The organism is Enterobacter sp. DTU_2021_1002640_1_SI_PRY_ASU_LCPMC_013 (assembly GCF_032389435.1).
In the GTDB taxonomy this organism is placed as follows: Bacteria; Pseudomonadota; Gammaproteobacteria; order Enterobacterales; family Enterobacteriaceae; genus Enterobacter; species Enterobacter hormaechei_C.
Genome location: NZ_CP135594.1, coordinates 1,915,627 through 1,933,602, shown reverse-complemented (window position 1 = coordinate 1,933,602; position 17,976 = coordinate 1,915,627). Strand labels below are relative to the sequence as shown.

The 17,976-nt window shown below is 55.9% G+C and carries 19 protein-coding genes; 8 read left to right on the top strand and 11 right to left on the bottom strand.

Annotated features, from left to right (window positions below; genetic code table 11):
* Positions 1 to 36 precede the first annotated feature (36 nt).
* Together RS584_RS09220 and RS584_RS09215 are read right to left on the bottom strand one after the other, a co-directional pair.
* Entirely contained in the window at positions 37 to 1,443 is a 1,407-nt protein-coding gene (locus tag RS584_RS09220; protein ID WP_315749452.1) for a DUF1996 domain-containing protein, read from the bottom strand.
* A 144-nt stretch (positions 1,444 to 1,587) separates the two neighbouring features.
* The gene (locus tag RS584_RS09215; RefSeq protein WP_032653328.1) at positions 1,588 to 1,755 is read right to left on the bottom strand and encodes a hypothetical protein; all 168 of its coding nucleotides are present in this window, start codon (positions 1,753 to 1,755) and stop codon (positions 1,588 to 1,590) included.
* A 245-nt stretch (positions 1,756 to 2,000) separates the two neighbouring features.
* Between RS584_RS09215 and RS584_RS09210 the strand changes: the two genes are divergently transcribed.
* Genes RS584_RS09210 through RS584_RS09195 form a run of 4 tightly spaced genes read left to right on the top strand, consistent with a single transcriptional unit; the run spans position 2,001 to position 5,064 of the window.
* Positions 2,001 to 2,831, top strand: a complete 831-nt coding sequence (locus tag RS584_RS09210; RefSeq protein ID WP_315749449.1) for an ABC transporter substrate-binding protein — start codon at positions 2,001 to 2,003, stop codon at positions 2,829 to 2,831.
* A 1-nt stretch (position 2,832) separates the two neighbouring features.
* On the top strand, positions 2,833 to 3,648 hold the full coding sequence (locus RS584_RS09205; RefSeq protein ID WP_315749447.1) for an amino acid ABC transporter ATP-binding protein: 816 nt from the start codon (positions 2,833 to 2,835) through the stop codon (positions 3,646 to 3,648).
* The gene (locus RS584_RS09200) at positions 3,648 to 4,394 is read left to right on the top strand and encodes an amino acid ABC transporter permease (RefSeq protein WP_315749445.1); all 747 of its coding nucleotides are present in this window, start codon (positions 3,648 to 3,650) and stop codon (positions 4,392 to 4,394) included. Before RS584_RS09205 ends, RS584_RS09200 begins: the two co-directional genes overlap by 1 nt.
* Positions 4,378 to 5,064, top strand: a complete 687-nt coding sequence (locus RS584_RS09195) for an amino acid ABC transporter permease (RefSeq protein ID WP_315749443.1) — start codon at positions 4,378 to 4,380, stop codon at positions 5,062 to 5,064. The genes RS584_RS09200 and RS584_RS09195 overlap by 17 nt, the downstream gene beginning before the upstream one ends.
* Here the strand turns inward: RS584_RS09195 and fumD are convergent.
* From fumD to RS584_RS09175, 4 genes are all read right to left on the bottom strand, one after another.
* Positions 5,045 to 5,254: a fumarate hydratase FumD gene (gene fumD / locus RS584_RS09190; RefSeq protein ID WP_315749943.1), complete on the bottom strand. Its 210-nt coding sequence runs from the start codon at positions 5,252 to 5,254 to the stop codon at positions 5,045 to 5,047. The two genes, RS584_RS09195 and fumD, sit on opposite strands and share 20 nt — an antisense overlap.
* Before the next feature lie 108 nt (positions 5,255 to 5,362).
* Positions 5,363 to 6,175 (bottom strand): MetQ/NlpA family ABC transporter substrate-binding protein, encoded by an 813-nt coding sequence (locus tag RS584_RS09185; protein ID WP_003857677.1) that lies wholly within the window; start codon positions 6,173 to 6,175, stop codon positions 5,363 to 5,365.
* 23 nt (positions 6,176 to 6,198) lie between these two features.
* Positions 6,199 to 6,867 carry a methionine ABC transporter permease gene (locus tag RS584_RS09180; RefSeq protein ID WP_017384621.1) on the bottom strand — a complete coding sequence of 223 codons (669 nt, stop codon included), beginning with the start codon at positions 6,865 to 6,867 and terminating at the stop codon, positions 6,199 to 6,201.
* Positions 6,860 to 7,882: a methionine ABC transporter ATP-binding protein gene (locus RS584_RS09175; protein ID WP_109937618.1), complete on the bottom strand. Its 1,023-nt coding sequence runs from the start codon at positions 7,880 to 7,882 to the stop codon at positions 6,860 to 6,862. The genes RS584_RS09180 and RS584_RS09175 overlap by 8 nt, the downstream gene beginning before the upstream one ends.
* Before the next feature lie 399 nt (positions 7,883 to 8,281).
* Between RS584_RS09175 and RS584_RS09170 the strand changes: the two genes are divergently transcribed.
* The 4 genes from RS584_RS09170 to lpp all read left to right on the top strand — a co-directional run bounded on the left by RS584_RS09170 (position 8,282) and on the right by lpp (position 13,157).
* Complete coding sequence (locus RS584_RS09170) at positions 8,282 to 9,652, top strand: pyridoxal-phosphate dependent enzyme (RefSeq protein ID WP_017384623.1); 1,371 nt, start codon at positions 8,282 to 8,284, stop codon at positions 9,650 to 9,652.
* Positions 9,653 to 9,664: 12 nt separating this feature from the next.
* Positions 9,665 to 10,810, top strand: coding sequence for a PLP-dependent aspartate aminotransferase family protein (locus tag RS584_RS09165; RefSeq protein ID WP_315749440.1), 1,146 nt, complete (start codon positions 9,665 to 9,667; stop codon positions 10,808 to 10,810).
* Between the two features lie 376 nt (positions 10,811 to 11,186).
* Entirely contained in the window at positions 11,187 to 12,608 is a 1,422-nt protein-coding gene (gene pykF, locus RS584_RS09160; protein WP_015570703.1) for a pyruvate kinase PykF, read from the top strand.
* A gap of 312 nt (positions 12,609 to 12,920) precedes the next feature.
* Positions 12,921 to 13,157 (top strand): murein lipoprotein Lpp, encoded by a 237-nt coding sequence (lpp, locus tag RS584_RS09155; protein ID WP_001082307.1) that lies wholly within the window; start codon positions 12,921 to 12,923, stop codon positions 13,155 to 13,157.
* Between the two features lie 60 nt (positions 13,158 to 13,217).
* On the opposite strand, the gene RS584_RS09150 is transcribed toward lpp, so the two are convergent.
* The 5 genes from RS584_RS09150 to sufC all read right to left on the bottom strand — a co-directional run bounded on the left by RS584_RS09150 (position 13,218) and on the right by sufC (position 17,969).
* Complete coding sequence (locus RS584_RS09150) at positions 13,218 to 14,231, bottom strand: L,D-transpeptidase family protein (RefSeq protein ID WP_315749438.1); 1,014 nt, start codon at positions 14,229 to 14,231, stop codon at positions 13,218 to 13,220.
* Positions 14,232 to 14,328: 97 nt separating this feature from the next.
* Entirely contained in the window at positions 14,329 to 14,745 is a 417-nt protein-coding gene (gene sufE / locus RS584_RS09145) for a cysteine desulfuration protein SufE (RefSeq protein ID WP_015570705.1), read from the bottom strand.
* A gap of 14 nt (positions 14,746 to 14,759) precedes the next feature.
* Positions 14,760 to 15,980 (bottom strand): cysteine desulfurase SufS, encoded by a 1,221-nt coding sequence (sufS, locus tag RS584_RS09140; protein ID WP_017693567.1) that lies wholly within the window; start codon positions 15,978 to 15,980, stop codon positions 14,760 to 14,762.
* Positions 15,977 to 17,248, bottom strand: a complete 1,272-nt coding sequence (sufD, locus tag RS584_RS09135; RefSeq protein ID WP_315749435.1) for a Fe-S cluster assembly protein SufD — start codon at positions 17,246 to 17,248, stop codon at positions 15,977 to 15,979. Before sufD ends, sufS begins: the two co-directional genes overlap by 4 nt.
* Complete coding sequence (gene sufC, locus RS584_RS09130) at positions 17,223 to 17,969, bottom strand: Fe-S cluster assembly ATPase SufC (RefSeq protein ID WP_003857736.1); 747 nt, start codon at positions 17,967 to 17,969, stop codon at positions 17,223 to 17,225. Before sufC ends, sufD begins: the two co-directional genes overlap by 26 nt.
* Positions 17,970 to 17,976 lie beyond the last annotated feature (7 nt).

The window sequence follows — 17,976 nt, the reverse complement described above, 5'->3', positions numbered from 1 at the left end:
TGCTTTTTTTTTATGAATGCCTTTTGCTACCCGCTATCAGATCTCCGGCGTTTTGCTAAACCCGGTCAGCATCAGGATCAGGCTTTGGGGAGATGACCCCGTCTCAAACTGATAGTGATTTCCCTGACGATCGCCGCCGATATACCACGAAATGTCGGTTTTCCCTTCTGCCAGCGCCTTGCGCACCGCTTTATCCACGTCCACCATCCGGTATTCCCGGGAGTGGTTCAGGTACAGCACCGCATCCGAGCGATAGTTGCAGGACGGTCGTGACTGCCAGCTCACGGTGGCCGGTTCCCAGTCATTACTCGCCGGATAGAAGAAGATTTGATCCGCGCCGTCAGTTTCCACTTTCCCGCCATAAATTCTCACGCGGTATTTAAACTTGGCAGGATCCTGTCCGACAGGCAGCGGAGGGATGTTGAACTTCACCAGCGACAATGTTTCGCTGTTTTTCGTGCGTCCACCGTTCTTCCAGTTATCCTGCACCAGTAAGACCTGGGGATCGGGCTGTGAAAGTGCCGGTTCCATGCTGCTGAGCCAGACGTTAGCCTTCGCTTTTGAATAACCATACGGCACGGTGGTGCCACAATCCATTCCCCGGTTCATGCACAGGTCGGTCATAAAGCGCGCGGCATCTTCCGTCCAGCCGTTCATGAAGTCAGCATGCGCCGTATACAGGCTCCCCCACCGCTCTTCACGCTCACTGCCATGCATGATGGGGTCGAGGGAAAGCTGGACTTTGCTGGTATCCAGAGAGCTAATTGTCGGAAGCACGTATGCAATATTCATGTTCACCGTCGGGATCTTCACCGGGAAGGCGGACGGACACTGTCCTTTCGTATCGTAGGTGGCGTTAGCCAGGCCGTGGGCGGGCTTCAGGTTGACCCCGTCCCAGCAGTTCGGGAACTGAATGCCGATATTAAACTGTACGGCATCCTTCGCCTTGCGTAAGCCGCAGACTTCACCCGTTCTGGTGGTGTAGCCCTTGCCATTGGCGCATAAAAAGGTGATATGCGGATTTGGCGCGGTGCCATGATGATCGCCCGCCAGCAGCGACAGCCCCGCCGGGAACGGATGCAGCGGCCAGGCGTCAACGTTCGATGCCTGATAATAGGTTTTTTGATAGGCGGGTTTGACCACCGTTCCGTCCGGCAATTTTAGCGACGGAGCCCAGTAGGCCGAGCTGTCTGCTTTGTTATCGCAGGTGGTCTTTTCCTGGGTACGAAGCGATTCACGGCTGGAGTAAGCATCCGCGTGCACGTTACCAAAAAAATCGTGCAGCATAGCCTCGTTGGGCATGCCGAACATCATAATGGCATCATCGCCGAGGGTGTGGGAATAACTGCATACAACATGCGCCTGTGGACCAGCGTATGCCGCCTGCATGGTAAGCAGAAGTGCGGTGGCAGAAAGCGCGGGGGTTAATACTGTCCGTTTCATTATTATCTCCATCTGTGAAAGGAGATAGTGGTAACAAAACGGCCATCATTTACCGAGGATTAGCCTGGGTATTTTTCCCTTCATCCTCGCTTTACAGACACCACGCACAGCTCATTCCAGTACATTTCGCGCGTCCGGCGCAGTTCAGCGTGACGTTTTATCATGGAACCACTCCGGGTCGATGTTGGCTACGTCCACGCCATACAGGCTGGCGACAGGCAGTATTGACTCAAGAACACGTTGCGCGCTGTTCTCCGCATTCACTGGTCGGGGCGCAAAAAACCGCCGTAACGTGCTTATCCATTTTTTCATCGTCATTACCCTTCTCGCTTAACCTGTTCTCAGTTAAACACCCAAATTGCGCCCGGGGGAAATATCAAAATCCACTGTCGATGTGCAGGATCTGCAAATAGCGCCCCGCCGTCTGCTCTCTTCTTTAACACCTTGTTCACTCATGCTTTTTTTCTCATAGCAAAGAACGATTTCTTATTTGGCGATAGCTTTCCTTTATGGGAGCGTAACGGGGTAAAACAAAAACAACGGGATGGCGTATGACTATGGCTGCAAAAATGAAAGGGTTTAAAAAACGGGCGCAGGTTCTGGGATTAGTGGCAGCCTGGGGCCTGGTTTCAGCGCAGGCGCAGGCCGATCGGCTGGCGGATATCAAGGCAGCAGGCGTGGTGAAAGTGGCCACGTTTGATGCCAATCCACCCTTTGGCTCGATTGATGCCAAAACGCATGAGATCGTGGGTTACGACGTGGACTTCGCCAAAGCGCTGGCGAAATCGCTCGGCGTCAAGCTTGAACTGGTCGCCACTAATCCGGCTAACCGTATACCGCTGCTACAGTCCGGAAAAGCGGATCTCATCGTGGCGGATATCACGATCACCCCGGAACGCGCACAGGTCATTGATTTCTCGACGCCTTACTTCGTCACCGGCCAGCAGTTTCTGGTTCCGGCAAAATCACCGGACAAGCTTGATGACTATAGCCGGGCACGCATTGGCGCCGTAAAAGGTACGACGGGCGAACAGGCGCTGCACCAGCGTTTTCCGCAGTCCCGCGTCCTCTCTTACGATGACATCCCGCTGGCGCTGACGGCGCTGCGCAATGGCAACGTGCAGGCCATTACCCAGGACAGCACCATTCTGGCCGGTCTGCTGGCGCAGGCGCCGGATAAAGCCGACTTCAAAATCCTGCCCGACCTGCTCAGTAAAGAAGAGATTGGCGTGGGGGTCAAAAAGGGTGAAACGGCGCTGCTGAAAGCCGTTAACGATGAGCTGGTAACCCTGGAGAAAAACGGCCAGGCGGAAAAAATCTATGACGTCTGGTTTGGTCCAGGCACCCCTGCTCCACAGCCTCGTAACTTTAAAATAGAAGCCCGGTAAAATGCTCTCAGGTTTATTTTCACGCTCCGCGGCCAATGCCGCGGATTTTTCACGTCTGGAACAGGCCAGCGTTGAGTTTCGCCATGTGGACAAACGCTACGGCGACCATCCGGTTTTAACCGACATTAACCTCACCATCATGCCGGGTGAAGTGGTTGCCATTCTCGGCCCTTCGGGTTCCGGAAAATCGACCCTGATTCGGCTTATCAACCAGCTTGAGAGCCTGAGCGGCGGGGAGATTCTGGTCGACCACAAGCCGACCGGACAGCTTTCCGGCAGCAGGCTACGTCAGTTACGCAGCCGCGTCGGGTTTGTGTTCCAGCAGTTCAATCTCTATGCCCACCTTACCGCCAGCCAGAACATCACCCTGGCACTGGAGCACGTTCACGGCTGGAAACCCCTGCCCGCCCAGGAGCGCGCGCTGGCGCTGCTGGAGAAGGTCGGCATGCTGGAGAAGGCGCACCGCTTCCCCGCTGAACTTTCCGGCGGACAGCAGCAGCGCGTGGCAATTGCCCGTGCTCTGGCCTCGTCGCCGCAAATCATTCTCTTTGACGAGCCGACATCGGCACTCGACCCGGAGATGATTGGCGAAGTGCTGTTTGTGATGAAAACCCTCGCCCACAGCGGGATCACCATGATTGTCGTCACCCATGAGATGCAGTTCGCCCGGGAAATTGCCGATCGAATCGTCTTTATCGACGGCGGAAAAATTCTGGAAACCGCGCCCCCGGCGCAATTTTTCAATCAACCGTCGCATCCCCGTGCGAGGCGGTTCCTGCAAAAAGTGCTGGATCCGCTGCATCAGGAGCAACTGTAATGCCTGCTCTGGACTGGCAGGGGGTGCTGGCCGGACAGCCCCTGCACTGGATCCTCTCCGGATTTCTCACCACTCTGTGGGTGACGCTGGCGGGGATTATGCTGGCCAGCCTGCTCGCCTTGTTCTTTATGCTTTTGCGGCTTTCCGGGGGACGTTTCGGGACAATGATCGTCAGCGGCTGGGTATCGCTGTTTCGCAATACGCCGCTGCTGGTACAGCTGCTGTTCTGGTATTTCGCCGCCTGGAACGGGTTGCCGCAGGGGCTGCGTGACGCGGTGAACGCAGACCACAGCTGGTCCATTTTGCCCGGTGACGTCTGGTGGTTTACGCCCGAGTTTTTATGCTCCGCCTGGGGGTTAGGCGTCTTTACCTCGGCGTTTTTAATTGAAGAAGTCGAATCGGGGCTGCATTCCGTACCTGCCGGGCAACGGGAGGCGGCGCTCGCCCAGGGATTTTCCTCATGGCGTCTGTTTCGCTACATTCTTCTGCCTCAGGGGCTCGCTAACGCCTGGCAGCCCGTCGTCGGCCAGTACCTTAACCTGATGAAGCTCTCCTCGCTCGCGAGCGGGATTGGCTTCGCCGAACTGACCTACCAGGTCCGCCAGATAGAAAGTTACAACGCCCATGCACTGGAAGCCTTCACCGTCGGTACGGTGCTCTACTTGCTTACCGGGATGGTGACGGGAAGCGTGCTGGTGCGCCTCGGCCCCCATTCAGGGAGGAAAAATCATGATCCCCGGATTTAACGTTGTTGTCGAAAACCTGGATTATCTGCTTTGGGGACGTGCGGCTGCGGGAGAACCCGGCGGCGTACTGCTCTCACTGCTGATGGCCGCAGGCGCCGCCGCGCTTGCCCTGCCCGGCGGGATTGTGCTGGCTTGCGTCGCCTGGCGCTATCCCGGCGTGGTGCGCAGTGCGCTGTTTGCGTGGGCAGAGTTGATTCGCGGGATCCCCCTGATCTTCGTGATATTCTGGATGTGGTATCTGCTGCCACTGATAACCAGCAGGGATCTCCCGGGCGCGACGACCGTCACGCTGGCGCTGGCCTGGTTTACCGCGGCTGCGGTGATGCATTCGGTGTTAGCCGGACTGAGAGCCCTGCCGTCGGGCCAGAATGAGGCCGCACTTTCTCAAGGGTTCAGTACGCAGCAAACGCTGTGGCGCGTGCTGCTGCCGCAGGCGCTGAGAAATATTCTGCCGTCGCTGGTGGGGATTTTTATCAGCCTGCTGAAGGATACGTCGCTGGCGTTTATCGTGAACGTTCCTGAACTGACCACGGTGGCGGGACAGATCAACAACCGGGTGCAAATTTACCCGGCGGCCATTTTTATCTTCACGGGTGTAATCTATTACCTGCTCTGCTGCTCGCTTGAGCTGCTCGCGAAGCGCTGGCGCGTCAGCCGGCCAGCGCTTTAACCACCGTTTCCATCGCTTTGGTGGTCAACTCACTGCGCTTAACGCGCTGGTTCGCCAGCACGGTACGCAGAACGCCCGCAATGACAATATGTTTCGGCTCCTGCCCTAAATCACGCATTTCGAGAACGACCTTGCCTACCACCCGACACATCTCCTGGTACAGCGCTTCGTCTTTGGTCACATTGCCCATTGCCATCACTCCGTTGCCCTAAACCGTCAGCTTAAATCATTCGTCGGCTGGATACAAAAAAGAAGCCCGGCGTGTAGTTCGCCGGGCTTCGTCTGGAAAATCAGGAGATTAGTTGTTTACCGGGATGACTGCGCCTTTGTATTTGGTGCGGATCCAGTCCTGAATCTCTTTGGAGTGCAGCACGTTCACCAGCGCGACGATATCCTTCTTCTTCTCGTCACCGCGATGAACGGTAATGATGTTGGCGTACGGGTTATTCTCACCGCTTTCAACCGCAATTGGATCGTGCACCGGATCCAGACCGGCATCAATTGCGTAGTTGGCGTTGATCACCACCGCAGCACCTTCGTCGTTGTTGTACATCTGCGGCAGCAGAGATGCCTCGACGTTAGGGGTGAATTGCAGCTTTTTCGGGTTCTCCACGATATCGCTGATGCGCGCGGTCACTTTATCGATGCCTGGCTTCAGCTTGATCACGCCCTCTTTTTCGAAGATGGAGAGAATACGCCCTTCCTCGGAAACCGCATCACGCATGATGATTTTGCCGCCTTCCGGCAGATCCTTCAGCGATTTGTATTTTTTCGAATAGATACCGATCGGCTCAATGTGGATTGCGCCCGCACTGACAAAGTCATAATCCTTATCGCCCGCGTGATCTTTCAGGACGCTGTTCAGGTAAGGGATGTGCTGGAAATAGTTTGCGTCAATGTCATGCCCCGCCAGCGCCGTATTTGGCAGAATGTAGTCCTGGAACGGTTTAATCTCCAGATCGATCCCCTGCTTCGCCAGAATCGGCTTAGCCTGCTCCAGAATTTCCGCGTGCGGAGTGTTGGACGCCCCCACGGTGAGCGTGTCCGCCCAGGAGGCAAAGCTCAGGGCACTCAGGGTTGCGGCGGCGATCAGTGTCAGTGTCTTTTTCATGATGTGGTTCCTGTGTGTATTTATTAGCGTTTATCTAACAGTGAAGTAATGGCATCGCCGCAGAACTGGATAATGAACACGATGATCAGAATGGTCACCGTTGCCACCAGCGTGACGTCACCATGGTTGCGCTGGAATCCTTCCAGATAAGCCAGATTTCCCAAACCGCCGGCACCTATCACCCCTGCCATTGCGCTGTAGCTCACCAGCGCAATCAGCGTCACCGTCATACCTGAAACCAGTGCGGGTGAAGATTCCGGCAATAAAACCCGAAACACTAACGTGCTCAGCCGCGCGCCCATCGAACGCGTGGCCTCAATGACTCCTTTGTCCACTTCTCGCAGGGCAATCTCGACCAGACGGGCGTAGAACGGCGCCGCGCCCACAATCAGGGCGGGCAGCGCAGCGTTAGCGCCGAGAATGGTTCCCACAACGGTCTTGGTGAACGGGATCAGCAGGACGATGAGAATGATGAACGGAATCGAGCGGAACACGTTCACCACAATCGACATCACGCTGTAGACCGTGCGGTTGTGGAATAACCCGCCGCGGGCGGTTAAAAACAGCGCCAGACCGAGCGCGATCCCCAGGACAAACGTCGCCACGCCGGAAAGCGCGGTCATGTAAAGCGTCTCCTGGGTTGCAGCCCAAAGCTGATCCCACTTCAGGTGCGGAAAGAGTTCTTCAGCCATGCTTGATTACCTCGCCTTCAATATCGCTTTGCTTCAGGTCGGCGAGGATATTGTTCAGTTGTTCGTCCGATGCCACCACGTGCACCCAGAGCTGCCCGAAAACACCGTGGGCGGTTTGCGTCATTTTGCCGTGCAGGATGTTAAACGGCAGGCCGTAGCGCAGGGTCAGTTCACCGACGATCGGCCTGTGCGTGCTGTGCCCGGTGAAGGTCAGCCTGATTACCGTGCCTTCCAGATCGTTTGCCAGTTCGGTATTGAAGGTCTCTTCCTCCGCGTACTGGCTCACCTGGCGGACAAACTGCCGGGTGATCGGCTGCTGCGGATGCGTAAACACGCTCAGCACGTCCCCCTCTTCCACCACCTTGCCGTTTTCCATCACCGCCACGCGGTCGCAGATTTTGCGCACCACGTGCATCTCATGCGTAATGAGTACGATGGTCAGGTCAAAGCGACGGTTAATGTCCAGGAGCAGATCGAGGATCTGATCGGTGGTCTGCGGATCCAGCGCCGAGGTGGCTTCGTCACACAGCAGTACGTCCGGATGATTGGCCAGCGCGCGGGCAATGCCCACACGTTGTTTTTGCCCGCCGCTCAGCTGGGATGGGTAGGCATTCTCGCGCCCCTTCAGGCCGACCAGCTCCACCAGCTCGGCAACGCGAGCCTGAATTTGCGCTTTTGGCACACCGGCAATTTGCATTGAAAAGGCGATGTTTTCCTTCACCGTGCGCGACCAAAGCAGATTAAAGTGCTGGAACACCATGCTGATTTTCAGGCGTGCCTGACGCAGCGCTTCTCCCTTCGCGGCGGAGATATCCTGACCGTTAATGGTGACGCTGCCGGCGCTGGGCTTTTCCAGACCGTTCAGCAGACGGATCAGCGTACTTTTCCCGGCCCCGCTGTAACCGATGATCCCGTAAATCTGTCCCTGCTCTATCGTCAGGTTGACGTTATCTACGGCTGTCAGCGCCTGTTTCCCGTTGTCAAAAACCTTCGAAATATTGCTGAGTACAATCATTCTTATTCGTTATCCGTTTCGCATATAGCGGTTTAGCAGTATGGATGTCCAAAAGATAGTAAACAGCCGTTATCAGCTTTTAAATGACCAAAAAAGAATTTCTTATAACGCTCAGGAATAAGCAGCGAACTGGCGGGTGAAAAGCATTTAGATGAATATAAGCAATAATTATCTGCCATTTGCATATCAGGTCTTACTCACCCGACGAAATCGGCTAATTTTGCAGCACTTTATGCGGATATAGCCATCCTCACATCCGGACAACTTTACGTCTTGCTGTCTTTCCATCTGAAAACACAAGGATTATTCCTTTCCGTTCTAAAACTCAGTGAAAGGTTCTTTATTGAGAAAATTTCATGGTTCTATCATCCGGTCATCACCTCTTCACAGGACATGACCATGACGCTTTACCACTCCGTCACCGAACTGATTGGCCGTACGCCGCTCATCCAGCTGCACAAGCTGGACACCGGCCCCTGCTCGCTGTTTCTGAAGCTGGAAAACCAGAATCCCGGCGGCTCGATTAAAGACCGCGTCGCGTTGTCGATGATTAATGAAGCCGAGCGTACGGGCCAGCTACGGCCCGGCGGCACCATTATTGAAGCCACGGCGGGGAACACCGGCCTGGGGCTGGCGTTGATTGCGGCGCAGAAGGGCTACTCGCTGATCCTGGTGGTGCCGGACAAAATGAGCCGCGAGAAGATTTTCCACCTGCGCGCGTTAGGGGCGCAGGTCGTGCTGACCCGTTCAGATGTGAATAAAGGGCATCCGGCCTACTACCAGGATTATGCCCGGCGGCTGGCGAACGAACTGCCAGGCGCGTTTTATATTGATCAGTTCAATAACGCGGCCAATCCGCTGGCGCACCGCACCACTACCGCACCGGAACTGTTTGAACAGCTTGACGGCCAGATCGATGCCATCGTCGTCGGCGTGGGGTCCGGCGGTACGCTGGGTGGCTTACAGGCGTGGTTTGCAGAACATTCGCCGCAGACGGAATTTGTGCTTGCCGATCCGGCCGGGTCGGTGCTGGCGGACCAGGTTGAAAACGGACGCCATCACGATGCCGGATCGTGGCTGGTTGAAGGGATTGGCGAAGACTTTATCCCTCCGCTGGCGCACATCGAAGGGGTTAACCGCGCCTGGCGCATTACCGATCGCGAGGCGTTCACCACCGCCCGCGATCTGCTAAAAACGGAAGGGATCCTGGCAGGCTCCTCCACCGGCACGCTGCTGGCGGCGGCGCTGAAATATTGCCAGGCGCAGACTACGCCAAAACGTGTGGTCACCTTCGCCTGCGACAGCGGCAATAAATACCTCTCGAAGATGTTCAACGACGACTGGATGCGCCAGCAGGGGCTGATTTCGCGTCCGCAGGCAGGCGATCTCTCGGACTATATTGCCCTGCGCCACGATGAAGGCGCGACGGTGACTGCCGCCCCGGACGACACGCTTTCCACCGTGCTGGCCCGCATGCGCCTGTACGACATCTCCCAGCTGCCGGTGCTCGATAACGACAAGGTCGTCGGCATCATTGACGAGTGGGACCTGCTGCGACACATCGGGGGAGATGCCGATCGCTTCTCACTCCCCGTGACGGCAGCCATGACGCGTCAGGTCGAATATCTGGATAAGCAGGCCCCGGAGAGCGCCCTGTACGCCATCTTTGACCGTGGCCTGGTGGCGATTATTTATGACGAAGATCGCTTTCTGGGTCTGATCACACGCAGTGACGTACTCACCGCCTGGCGTAACCGCCTGACAAAATAAAAGGAGCAAAAGATGAAAAACCTGGCCACCCTCAGCGTTCACAGCGGTGAGTATCACGACCCGCACGGCGCCGTGATGCCGCCAATTTACGCCACGTCGACGTTTGCGCAACCGGCACCGGGTGAACATACCGGCTACGAATACTCCCGGAGCGGCAATCCAACCCGCCACGCGCTGGAGACCGCCATCGCCGAACTGGAAGGCGGCACGCGCGGGTACGCTTTCGCGTCAGGGCTGGCAGCCATTTCCACCGTGCTCGAACTGCTGGATAAAGACAGCCATATCGTCGCCATTGACGACGTGTATGGCGGTACGTATCGCCTGATCGAAAACGTGCGCAAGCGCAGCACCGGGTTACAGGTGAGCTGGGTTAAGCCGGACGATGTAGCCGGGCTTGAGGCCGCCATTCGCCCGGACACGCGCATGATCTGGGTGGAAACGCCAACGAACCCGCTGCTGAAACTGGCCGACCTGGAGGCCATCGCGGACATTGCCCGGCGCCATAATGCGATCAGCGTGGCGGATAATACCTTCGCCTCCCCGGTCATTCACCGGCCGCTGGAGGCGGGGTTCGATATAGTGGTCCACTCCGCCACTAAATATCTCAACGGTCATTCAGACGTGGTTGCCGGGCTGGCTGTTGTCGGGGCAAATAAGGATCTCGCGGAGCGTCTGGGCTATCTGCAAAACGCGGTTGGCGGCGTTCTGGATCCGTTCAGCAGTTTCCTGACGCTGCGGGGGATTCGCACCCTCTCACTGCGCGTTGAGAAGCACAGCGCCAACGCACTGGCAATTGCGCAATGGCTGGAGCAGCATCCTCAGGTAGACCGCGTGTTCTATCCCGGGCTGGCGTCACATCCCCAGTATGCGCTGGCACGCAGACAAATGGCGCTGCCGGGCGGCATGATCTCCGTTGTGATTAAAGGCGATACGCAACGCGCGACAGAGGTGATCCGTCACCTAAAGCTCTTTACCCTGGCGGAAAGTCTGGGCGGTGTGGAGAGTCTGGTGAGCCAGCCCTACAGCATGACCCACGCCTCCATACCACTGGCGCAGCGTCTTGCAAACGGCATTGTGCCGCAGCTTATCCGCCTGTCGGTGGGGATTGAGGATGCGAAGGATCTGATCGCCGACCTTCAGCAGGCGCTGGAAAAGTGAGCAAAAAACGGCGGGCGTTGCGCCTGCCGTCATAAGATGACATTAGACCTTAACGCCTTGATAACAAACTTATGTGAATCTGCACAGATTGTTTTGAAACGCTGTTTCCATTTTCCTTTTTACTGTAAATCAGCGTATAATGCGCGCCAAATCCCTGGTGAATGGTTTCAGCGCTTGGAATACAAAAAACAACGTACAACTTCTCCTCTCCTTCGTTGGGCTGGCACTCAGGCACACTTTCTTCTGCACGCTCATTTGATGTCACCTATTCTTAGTGCGTGTCATATACTCTTTCGCAACACAGGTTTGACTCCGCGGCGGTGCGCCCCCGGAGCGAGATTTCCATATCCTTCCCAACTTAAAGACTAAGACTGTCATGAAAAAGACGAAAATTGTTTGTACTATCGGCCCGAAAACCGAATCCGAAGAGATGCTGAGCAAAATGCTGGATGCCGGCATGAACGTGATGCGTCTGAACTTCTCCCACGGCGACTATGCTGAACACGGTCAGCGTATTCAGAACTTGCGCAACGTGATGAGCAAGACCGGGAAAAAAGCGGCAATCCTGCTCGACACCAAAGGTCCTGAAATCCGCACCATCAAACTGGAAGGCGGTAACGACGTTTCCCTGAAAGCGGGCCAGACCTTCACCTTCACCACCGACAAATCCGTTGTGGGTAACAACGAAATCGTTGCCGTGACCTACGAAGGCTTCACCAGCGATCTGTCCGTTGGCAACACCGTGCTGGTGGATGACGGCCTGATCGGCATGGAAGTGACGGCGATCGAAGGTAACAAGGTTATCTGTAAAGTGCTGAACAACGGCGATCTGGGCGAAAACAAAGGCGTTAACCTGCCGGGTGTGTCCATTGCTCTGCCAGCGCTGGCTGAAAAAGACAAACAAGACCTGATCTTCGGCTGCGAACAAGGCGTGGACTTCGTTGCTGCCTCCTTTATCCGTAAACGTTCTGACGTGGTTGAGATCCGTGAGCACCTGAAAGCGCACGGCGGCGAGAACATTCAGATCATCTCCAAGATCGAAAACCAGGAAGGCCTGAACAACTTCGACGAAATCCTCGAAGCGTCTGACGGTATCATGGTAGCGCGTGGCGACCTGGGCGTTGAAATCCCGGTTGAAGAAGTGATCTTCGCGCAGAAGATGATGATCGAGAAATGTGTTCGCGCGCGTAAAGTGGTTATCACCGCAACGCAGATGCTGGACTCCATGATCAAAAACCCACGCCCTACCCGCGCTGAAGCAGGCGACGTAGCAAACGCCATCCTCGACGGTACCGATGCCGTTATGCTGTCTGGCGAATCTGCAAAAGGGAAATACCCTCTGGAAGCGGTCGGCATCATGGCGACCATCTGTGAGCGTACCGACCGCGTGATGAAAAGCCGTCTGGATTACAACAACGACAGCCGTAAACTGCGCATCACCGAAGCCGTGTGCCGTGGTGCGGTAGAAACCGCTGAGAAACTGGAAGCCCCACTGATTGTCGTGGCGACCCAGGGTGGTAAATCTGCGCGTGCCGTGCGTAAATACTTCCCGGATGCGACCATTCTGGCGCTGACCACCAACGAAACTACCGCGCGTCAGCTGGTGCTGAGCAAAGGTGTGATCCCACACCTGGTGAAAGAGATTGCCTCTACCGATGATTTCTATCGTCTGGGTAAAGAAGTGGCTCTGGAACTGGTTGATTGTGGCCTGGCCCAGAAAGGCGACGTGGTGGTTATGGTTTCTGGCGCGCTGGTTCCAAGCGGCACCACCAACACTGCATCTGTCCACGTGCTGTAATATTTCACGAACAAATTATTGTTTTGTTAAAAAGCGTCCTTCGGGGCGCTTTTTTTATTCCCGCCTTTAACCAGAACTATTCAAAAAGCAAATCGGGTTTTTCTATTTAATCGCGATTTATCTAAGATGAATCCGATGAAAAATGCCTTTTTTAACATAGCTTTTTCGTCAAAATTGCCGATTTCGTTGCTTCTTTGAGCGAACGATCAAAAATAGGCGTAATCCCATCAAAAAAATATTCTCAACCCAAAAAACTTTGTGTAATACTTGTAACGCTACATGGAGATTAACTCAATCTAGAGGGTATTAATAATGAATCGTACTAAACTGGTACTGGGCGCGGTAATCCTGGGTTCTACTCTGCTGGCAGGTTGCTCCAGCAACGCTAAAATCGATCAGCTGTCTTCTGACGTTCAGACTCTGAACGCTAAAGTTGACCAGCTGAGCAACGACGTGAACGCAATGCGTTCCGACGTTCAGGCTGCTAAAGACGACGCAGCTCGCGCTAACCAGCGTCTGGACAACCAGGCTACTAAATACCGTAAGTAATAGTACCTGTTAATAAAATGGCGCACATTGTGCGCCATTTTTTTTGCCTTCGTCAAACCTCTACTGAAGCGCTTTCCCTCCCTCGCCTTCCGCCACCGCCGCTGAGACACGACTGTTCTGTACCGACAGGACAGAATTGCTGGCTGAAGAACCACTGCCTGCTGACACGGTAACCGGGATCCCCGCTCTGCGCGCCAGGGCCTTGTCGATTTGCGTTTTATCGCTACCTGACTCCGCTGCAAAGGCGGTAAACGCCGCCGAGTGCGTGAACGGCACCGTCTGTGGGTTTTCGCCCTCAGCCTGCGCCAGCGGCCTGTGCACCTCGATATAACGTTTGCCGTCCGGCTCGACGGAGAACTTCACCGGCTCATTGATGATCTGCACCCGCGTGCCGACGCGCACTTGCTCAAACAACGCTTTGATATCCGGCGCGTTCATTCGCATACAGCCCGAGCTGACCCGCAGCCCTACGCTGTCCGGCGCGCTGGTGCCGTGAATAAGATATTCCCCATTCCCGATACCCAGACGCAGCGCAAAGCGCCCCAGCGGGTTATTTGGCCCTGCGGGTACCACAGGCGGCAGTTTAATGCCCTGGGCCAGTGAGCGCGCTCTGATGCCCGCTGTGGGGGTCCAGGTAGGGTTAGGGATTTTCTGACTCACACGGGTGGTGCTGACCGGTGTTTCCAGCCCAAGCTGACCAATACCCAGCGGATAGACCTGCACGATATTTTCGCCAGGCGGATAGAAGTAAAGACGCAGCTCCGCCAGATTCACCACAATGCCCTCACGCTCGGTGTCTGGCAGTAGCATCTGGGAAGGGATGGTAATGACCGTTCCTGGCGCAGGGTTCACCGGAGCAATGGTATTATTGGTTTCAAGGATCAGCTGTGCGGCGGTATTAAAGCGACGAGCGATAGACTGAAGTTTATTGTCACCTTCCTGAATGGTGTATGTCTGGTTTTGCCCAATCAGGCGGCTGCCTGCGGGCGGTAAAGGATAATCAACCGCCCAGGCTGAATTAACAGCACTGAGCGAACCAAGGAGTAATAGAGTTATTAGAGACGCGCGCTTCATGCTGAGATTCCTTATTCACTGACCAAACGTCAGAAAGCTGAAAAACCAGCGAGGTGGAAACCACCCCGCGAAACAGAATGAATGCTGTTCTGTCAGTTTAGCTAAGGATTGCGGCTTTGGCGCGTATGGCGCGGATCATCGCTTCCAGCCCCTGGGATCGGGAAGGGGTGAGGTGTTGAGTTAAGGCCATTTTTTCAAACCACGGGCGAACGTCAAAGGCGACAATATCCTGCGCCGACATCTGGTGATAAAGAATAAATACGACGGCAATAAGCCCCTTCACAATGGCGGCATCGCTGTCACCCTGTAATTGAATTACGCCTTCATCCGTCTGCTGCATCAGGATCCAGACCTGGCTCTGGCAGCCCTGAATGATGTTGTCCGGGTTATGCGCCTCTTCGCTGAGCGGCGGCAGGCGCTGGCCCAGCTCGATAATATAAAGGTATTTCTCTTCCCAGTTCGCGCAACGCCCAAAGTTGCGCAGCAATTTATCTCTGTCCGGCAAATCTGCCATCTCTCGCCTCTCCGTTAGCCAAGCAGCTGGTGAATACGTTTTAGTCCCGCCACCAGTCTGTCGACCTCTTCCGTTGTGTTGTACATCACCAGCGATGCGCGGCACATAGCCGGTACCTGATAATACGCCATCAGCGGCATCGCGCAGTGATGCCCGGTACGTACGGCGACGCCGTAATTATCAAGGAAACTGCCTACATCATAGGCGTGATGCTTGCCGAGGTTGAAGGCTATCACACCCAGACGGTCAGCAGGGCCATATAAGGTCAGTTCCGGGACGCTGGCCAGCTCCTGCAAGGCATAATGCATCAGCTGCTGTTCGTACTCCTGAATCGCCGCCAGCCCCGTTTCAGAGACGTAGCTAATGGCCGCGCCCAGCCCGATGATCCCGCCCGTGTTGGGCGTACCCGCCTCGAAGCGCCAGGGCGCACGGGCGTAGGTTGTGCCGTCCGTCAGGCTGACGGTGGCGATCATTGACCCGCCCCCTTCCCACGGCGGCATGGCCTGGAGAATGTCCTCTTTCACATACAACACGCCGATGCCCGTCGGGCCATACAGCTTGTGCCCGGAGAAGACGTAGAAATCGCAGTCCAGGGCCTGAACGTCAACCGCATGGTGCATCACCGCCTGGGCACCATCAATCAACACTTTCGCACCAACCTGATGGGCTTTGTCGACGATCAGCGCCACCGGATTTTCCGTCCCCAGCACGTTTGAAACGTGGGTCACCGCCACCAGCCGCGTTCTGTCGTCCAGCAGGGCGTCCAGCTTTTCCAGCTGGAGCGTGCCGTCTTCATTCAGGGGGATCACCCGCAGTTGCGCCCCCACACGCTCACAGAGCATCTGCCAGGGCACGATGTTGGCGTGGTGCTCCATCTGGGTGATGATGATGTTATCCCCCGCGTGCACCTGCGCATTGCCCCAGCTGTTAGCCACCAGGTTGATCCCTTCGGTGGTGCCACGCACGAACACCAGCTCTTCCGGCGAACGCGCGTTGAGGAAGGCCGCAACCTGCGTGCGCACGTTTTCCATGCGCTGGGTCGCCTCGGCGCTCAGGGTGTGGATCCCGCGATGTACCGCCGCATAACCGTGGCGGTAAAACTCGGCTTCCGCATCCACCACCTGATTTGGTTTTTGCGCGCTGGCCGCACTGTCGAGATAGGCCAGCGGCAGACCGTTCACTTCACGGGTCAGTACCGGAAAATCTGCCCGGACTTTCTCTACGGGAAATGTCATGCTTCGCCTCCAGGCAGCCGCTGACCGATACGGGCCAGCACCTGCTGTTTAAGTCCGCCATCGGGCAGCGCTTCCGTCAGCTCAGCCGCAAAGGCGTAAATAATCATCTTTTGCGCGGCCTGCTGGTCTATCCCACGCGAGCGCAGGTAGAACATCTGCTCATCGTCAATACGCCCGACCGTCGCGCCGTGGCTGCATTTCACGTCGTCCGCATAGATTTCCAGCTGTGGTTTGGTGTCCACCTCTGCCAGACGCCCCAGCAAGAGGTTGTTGTTGGTCATCTGCCCGTCAGTTTTGATGGCGTGCTGCGCCACGTTGATCAGACCGTTAAACACCGCTCGTCCTTTGTCGCTGACGATGGTTTTGTGCAGCTGACGGCTGTTGCAGTAGCCTTTGTTATGCTCAAGCCAGGTGCGCGTGTCGCACACTTCTGACTTCACCGGCATCGCCAGGCTGTTAATACGCAGCGTAGTGTTTTCACCGTTCAGCTGGGTGCTGGTATTGTGGCGCAGCACCGCGCCGCCAAGCAGAAAACTGTGGCTGTACGCCGCGGCATCCTGGCCCAGCAGAATATCGTTGTGGGCGAAGTGGTGACTGAGCGGATTTTCAAACGCCAGCTTGATGTGGTGCAGCTGGGCATTGGCCGCCACGTTCATCGTCAGACGCGAACCGGTAAAATGACGGGTGTCGTTAAGGCTGACGTAATGCTCGATCACCGTAGCCTCCGCCCCTTCTTCCAGCTCAAGATGGTGGCGATAGTGGGCGGTGTTAATCTCATCACCCGCAACGCCCTGGGTGATATGCATCAGCAGCAGCGGTTTCGCCGGGCGTTGGTTACGCTTAACGCGAATATGGGTGACAGACTGCGACAGGCTCTCTGTCAGGTGCAGGAAGACTTCAGGCTGAACGGGCGCGTTCAGCGACTGACGTTCATCGTTAATGACGATATCGAACCCGCTCTCCTGCACGCTGTCGCTCAGCTCCGCACGGAACAGACCGTCGACAAACACCAGACGCACAGCATCCACGCTCAGCGCCAGCCTGTCGCGCTGATCGGGGCTGACCTGCGCCAGACGGGTGACAAACTCGCCGTTCAGCAGGCCATCCAGCGGGGTATATTTCCAGTTCTCATGTTTACGCGTCGGTAAACCGAGACGCAGCATCTGCTGGAGATGGTGCTGAGCCTGTTCAGAGCGTGCTCCACCCTGCGCTTCAAACAGCCGGTGCCACTGCTGAAGTGCATTACTGCTGTTCGGTAAGCCAGCCATAACCCTGCTCCTCCAGTTGTTTAACCAGCGTAAAGTCACCGGATTTCACAATGCGTCCCTGGTAAAGCACGTGGACATAGTCCGGTTTGATGTAATCCAGAATTCGCTGATAGTGAGTTACGATGATAAATGAGCGGTTGCCGTCACGCAGGGAGTTCACCCCGTCGGCAACGATCTTCAGGGCATCGATATCCAGCCCTGAATCGGTCTCATCGAGAATGCACAGCGCCGGTTCCAGAACCGCCATTTGCAGAATATCGTTACGTTTCTTCTCACCGCCGGAGAAACCCACGTTTACCGAGCGGGTCAACAGATCTTCCGGCATTTTCAGCAGCTTAATCTTTTCTTCCATCAGATCCTGGAAGTCAAAGCGATCCAGTGCCTCAAGGCCGCGATACTTGCGCACCGCGTTCAGCGCGGTTTGCAGGAAGAACTGGTTGCTGACGCCCGGAATTTCCACCGGATACTGGAAGGCCATAAAGATGCCCTCGCCGGCACGCTCTTCCGGCGACATCTCCAGCAGATCTTTGCCGTTAAACTCAACGGAGCCGCTGGTAACTTCATAATCTTCGCGTCCTGCCAGCGTCGCTGAAAGCGTACTTTTCCCGGAGCCGTTTGGCCCCATGATGGCGTGAACTTCACCCGGTTTGACGTCAAAATTGAGGCCACGCAGGATCTCTTTCTCTTCCACGCTAACCTGTAAATCTTTAATGCTTAACATGTGCTTT

What these genes read in the sequence shown, in the direction of transcription:
- RS584_RS09220 (WP_315749452.1), bottom strand. Translation starts at nt 1,443, where the DNA reads ATGAAACGGACAGTATTAACCCCCGCGCTTTCTGCCACCGCACTTCTG.
- RS584_RS09215 (WP_032653328.1), bottom strand. Translation starts at nt 1,755, where the DNA reads ATGAAAAAATGGATAAGCACGTTACGGCGGTTTTTTGCGCCCCGACCA.
- RS584_RS09210 (WP_315749449.1), top strand. Translation starts at nt 2,001, where the DNA reads ATGGCTGCAAAAATGAAAGGGTTTAAAAAACGGGCGCAGGTTCTGGGA.
- RS584_RS09205 (WP_315749447.1), top strand. Translation starts at nt 2,833, where the DNA reads ATGCTCTCAGGTTTATTTTCACGCTCCGCGGCCAATGCCGCGGATTTT.
- RS584_RS09200 (WP_315749445.1), top strand. Translation starts at nt 3,648, where the DNA reads ATGCCTGCTCTGGACTGGCAGGGGGTGCTGGCCGGACAGCCCCTGCAC.
- RS584_RS09195 (WP_315749443.1), top strand. Translation starts at nt 4,378, where the DNA reads ATGATCCCCGGATTTAACGTTGTTGTCGAAAACCTGGATTATCTGCTT.
- fumD (WP_315749943.1), bottom strand. Translation starts at nt 5,254, where the DNA reads ATGGGCAATGTGACCAAAGACGAAGCGCTGTACCAGGAGATGTGTCGG.
- RS584_RS09185 (WP_003857677.1), bottom strand. Translation starts at nt 6,175, where the DNA reads ATGAAAAAGACACTGACACTGATCGCCGCCGCAACCCTGAGTGCCCTG.
- RS584_RS09180 (WP_017384621.1), bottom strand. Translation starts at nt 6,867, where the DNA reads ATGGCTGAAGAACTCTTTCCGCACCTGAAGTGGGATCAGCTTTGGGCT.
- RS584_RS09175 (WP_109937618.1), bottom strand. Translation starts at nt 7,882, where the DNA reads ATGATTGTACTCAGCAATATTTCGAAGGTTTTTGACAACGGGAAACAG.
- RS584_RS09170 (WP_017384623.1), top strand. Translation starts at nt 8,282, where the DNA reads ATGACGCTTTACCACTCCGTCACCGAACTGATTGGCCGTACGCCGCTC.
- RS584_RS09165 (WP_315749440.1), top strand. Translation starts at nt 9,665, where the DNA reads ATGAAAAACCTGGCCACCCTCAGCGTTCACAGCGGTGAGTATCACGAC.
- pykF (WP_015570703.1), top strand. Translation starts at nt 11,187, where the DNA reads ATGAAAAAGACGAAAATTGTTTGTACTATCGGCCCGAAAACCGAATCC.
- lpp (WP_001082307.1), top strand. Translation starts at nt 12,921, where the DNA reads ATGAATCGTACTAAACTGGTACTGGGCGCGGTAATCCTGGGTTCTACT.
- RS584_RS09150 (WP_315749438.1), bottom strand. Translation starts at nt 14,231, where the DNA reads ATGAAGCGCGCGTCTCTAATAACTCTATTACTCCTTGGTTCGCTCAGT.
- sufE (WP_015570705.1), bottom strand. Translation starts at nt 14,745, where the DNA reads ATGGCAGATTTGCCGGACAGAGATAAATTGCTGCGCAACTTTGGGCGT.
- sufS (WP_017693567.1), bottom strand. Translation starts at nt 15,980, where the DNA reads ATGACATTTCCCGTAGAGAAAGTCCGGGCAGATTTTCCGGTACTGACC.
- sufD (WP_315749435.1), bottom strand. Translation starts at nt 17,248, where the DNA reads ATGGCTGGCTTACCGAACAGCAGTAATGCACTTCAGCAGTGGCACCGG.
- sufC (WP_003857736.1), bottom strand. Translation starts at nt 17,969, where the DNA reads ATGTTAAGCATTAAAGATTTACAGGTTAGCGTGGAAGAGAAAGAGATC.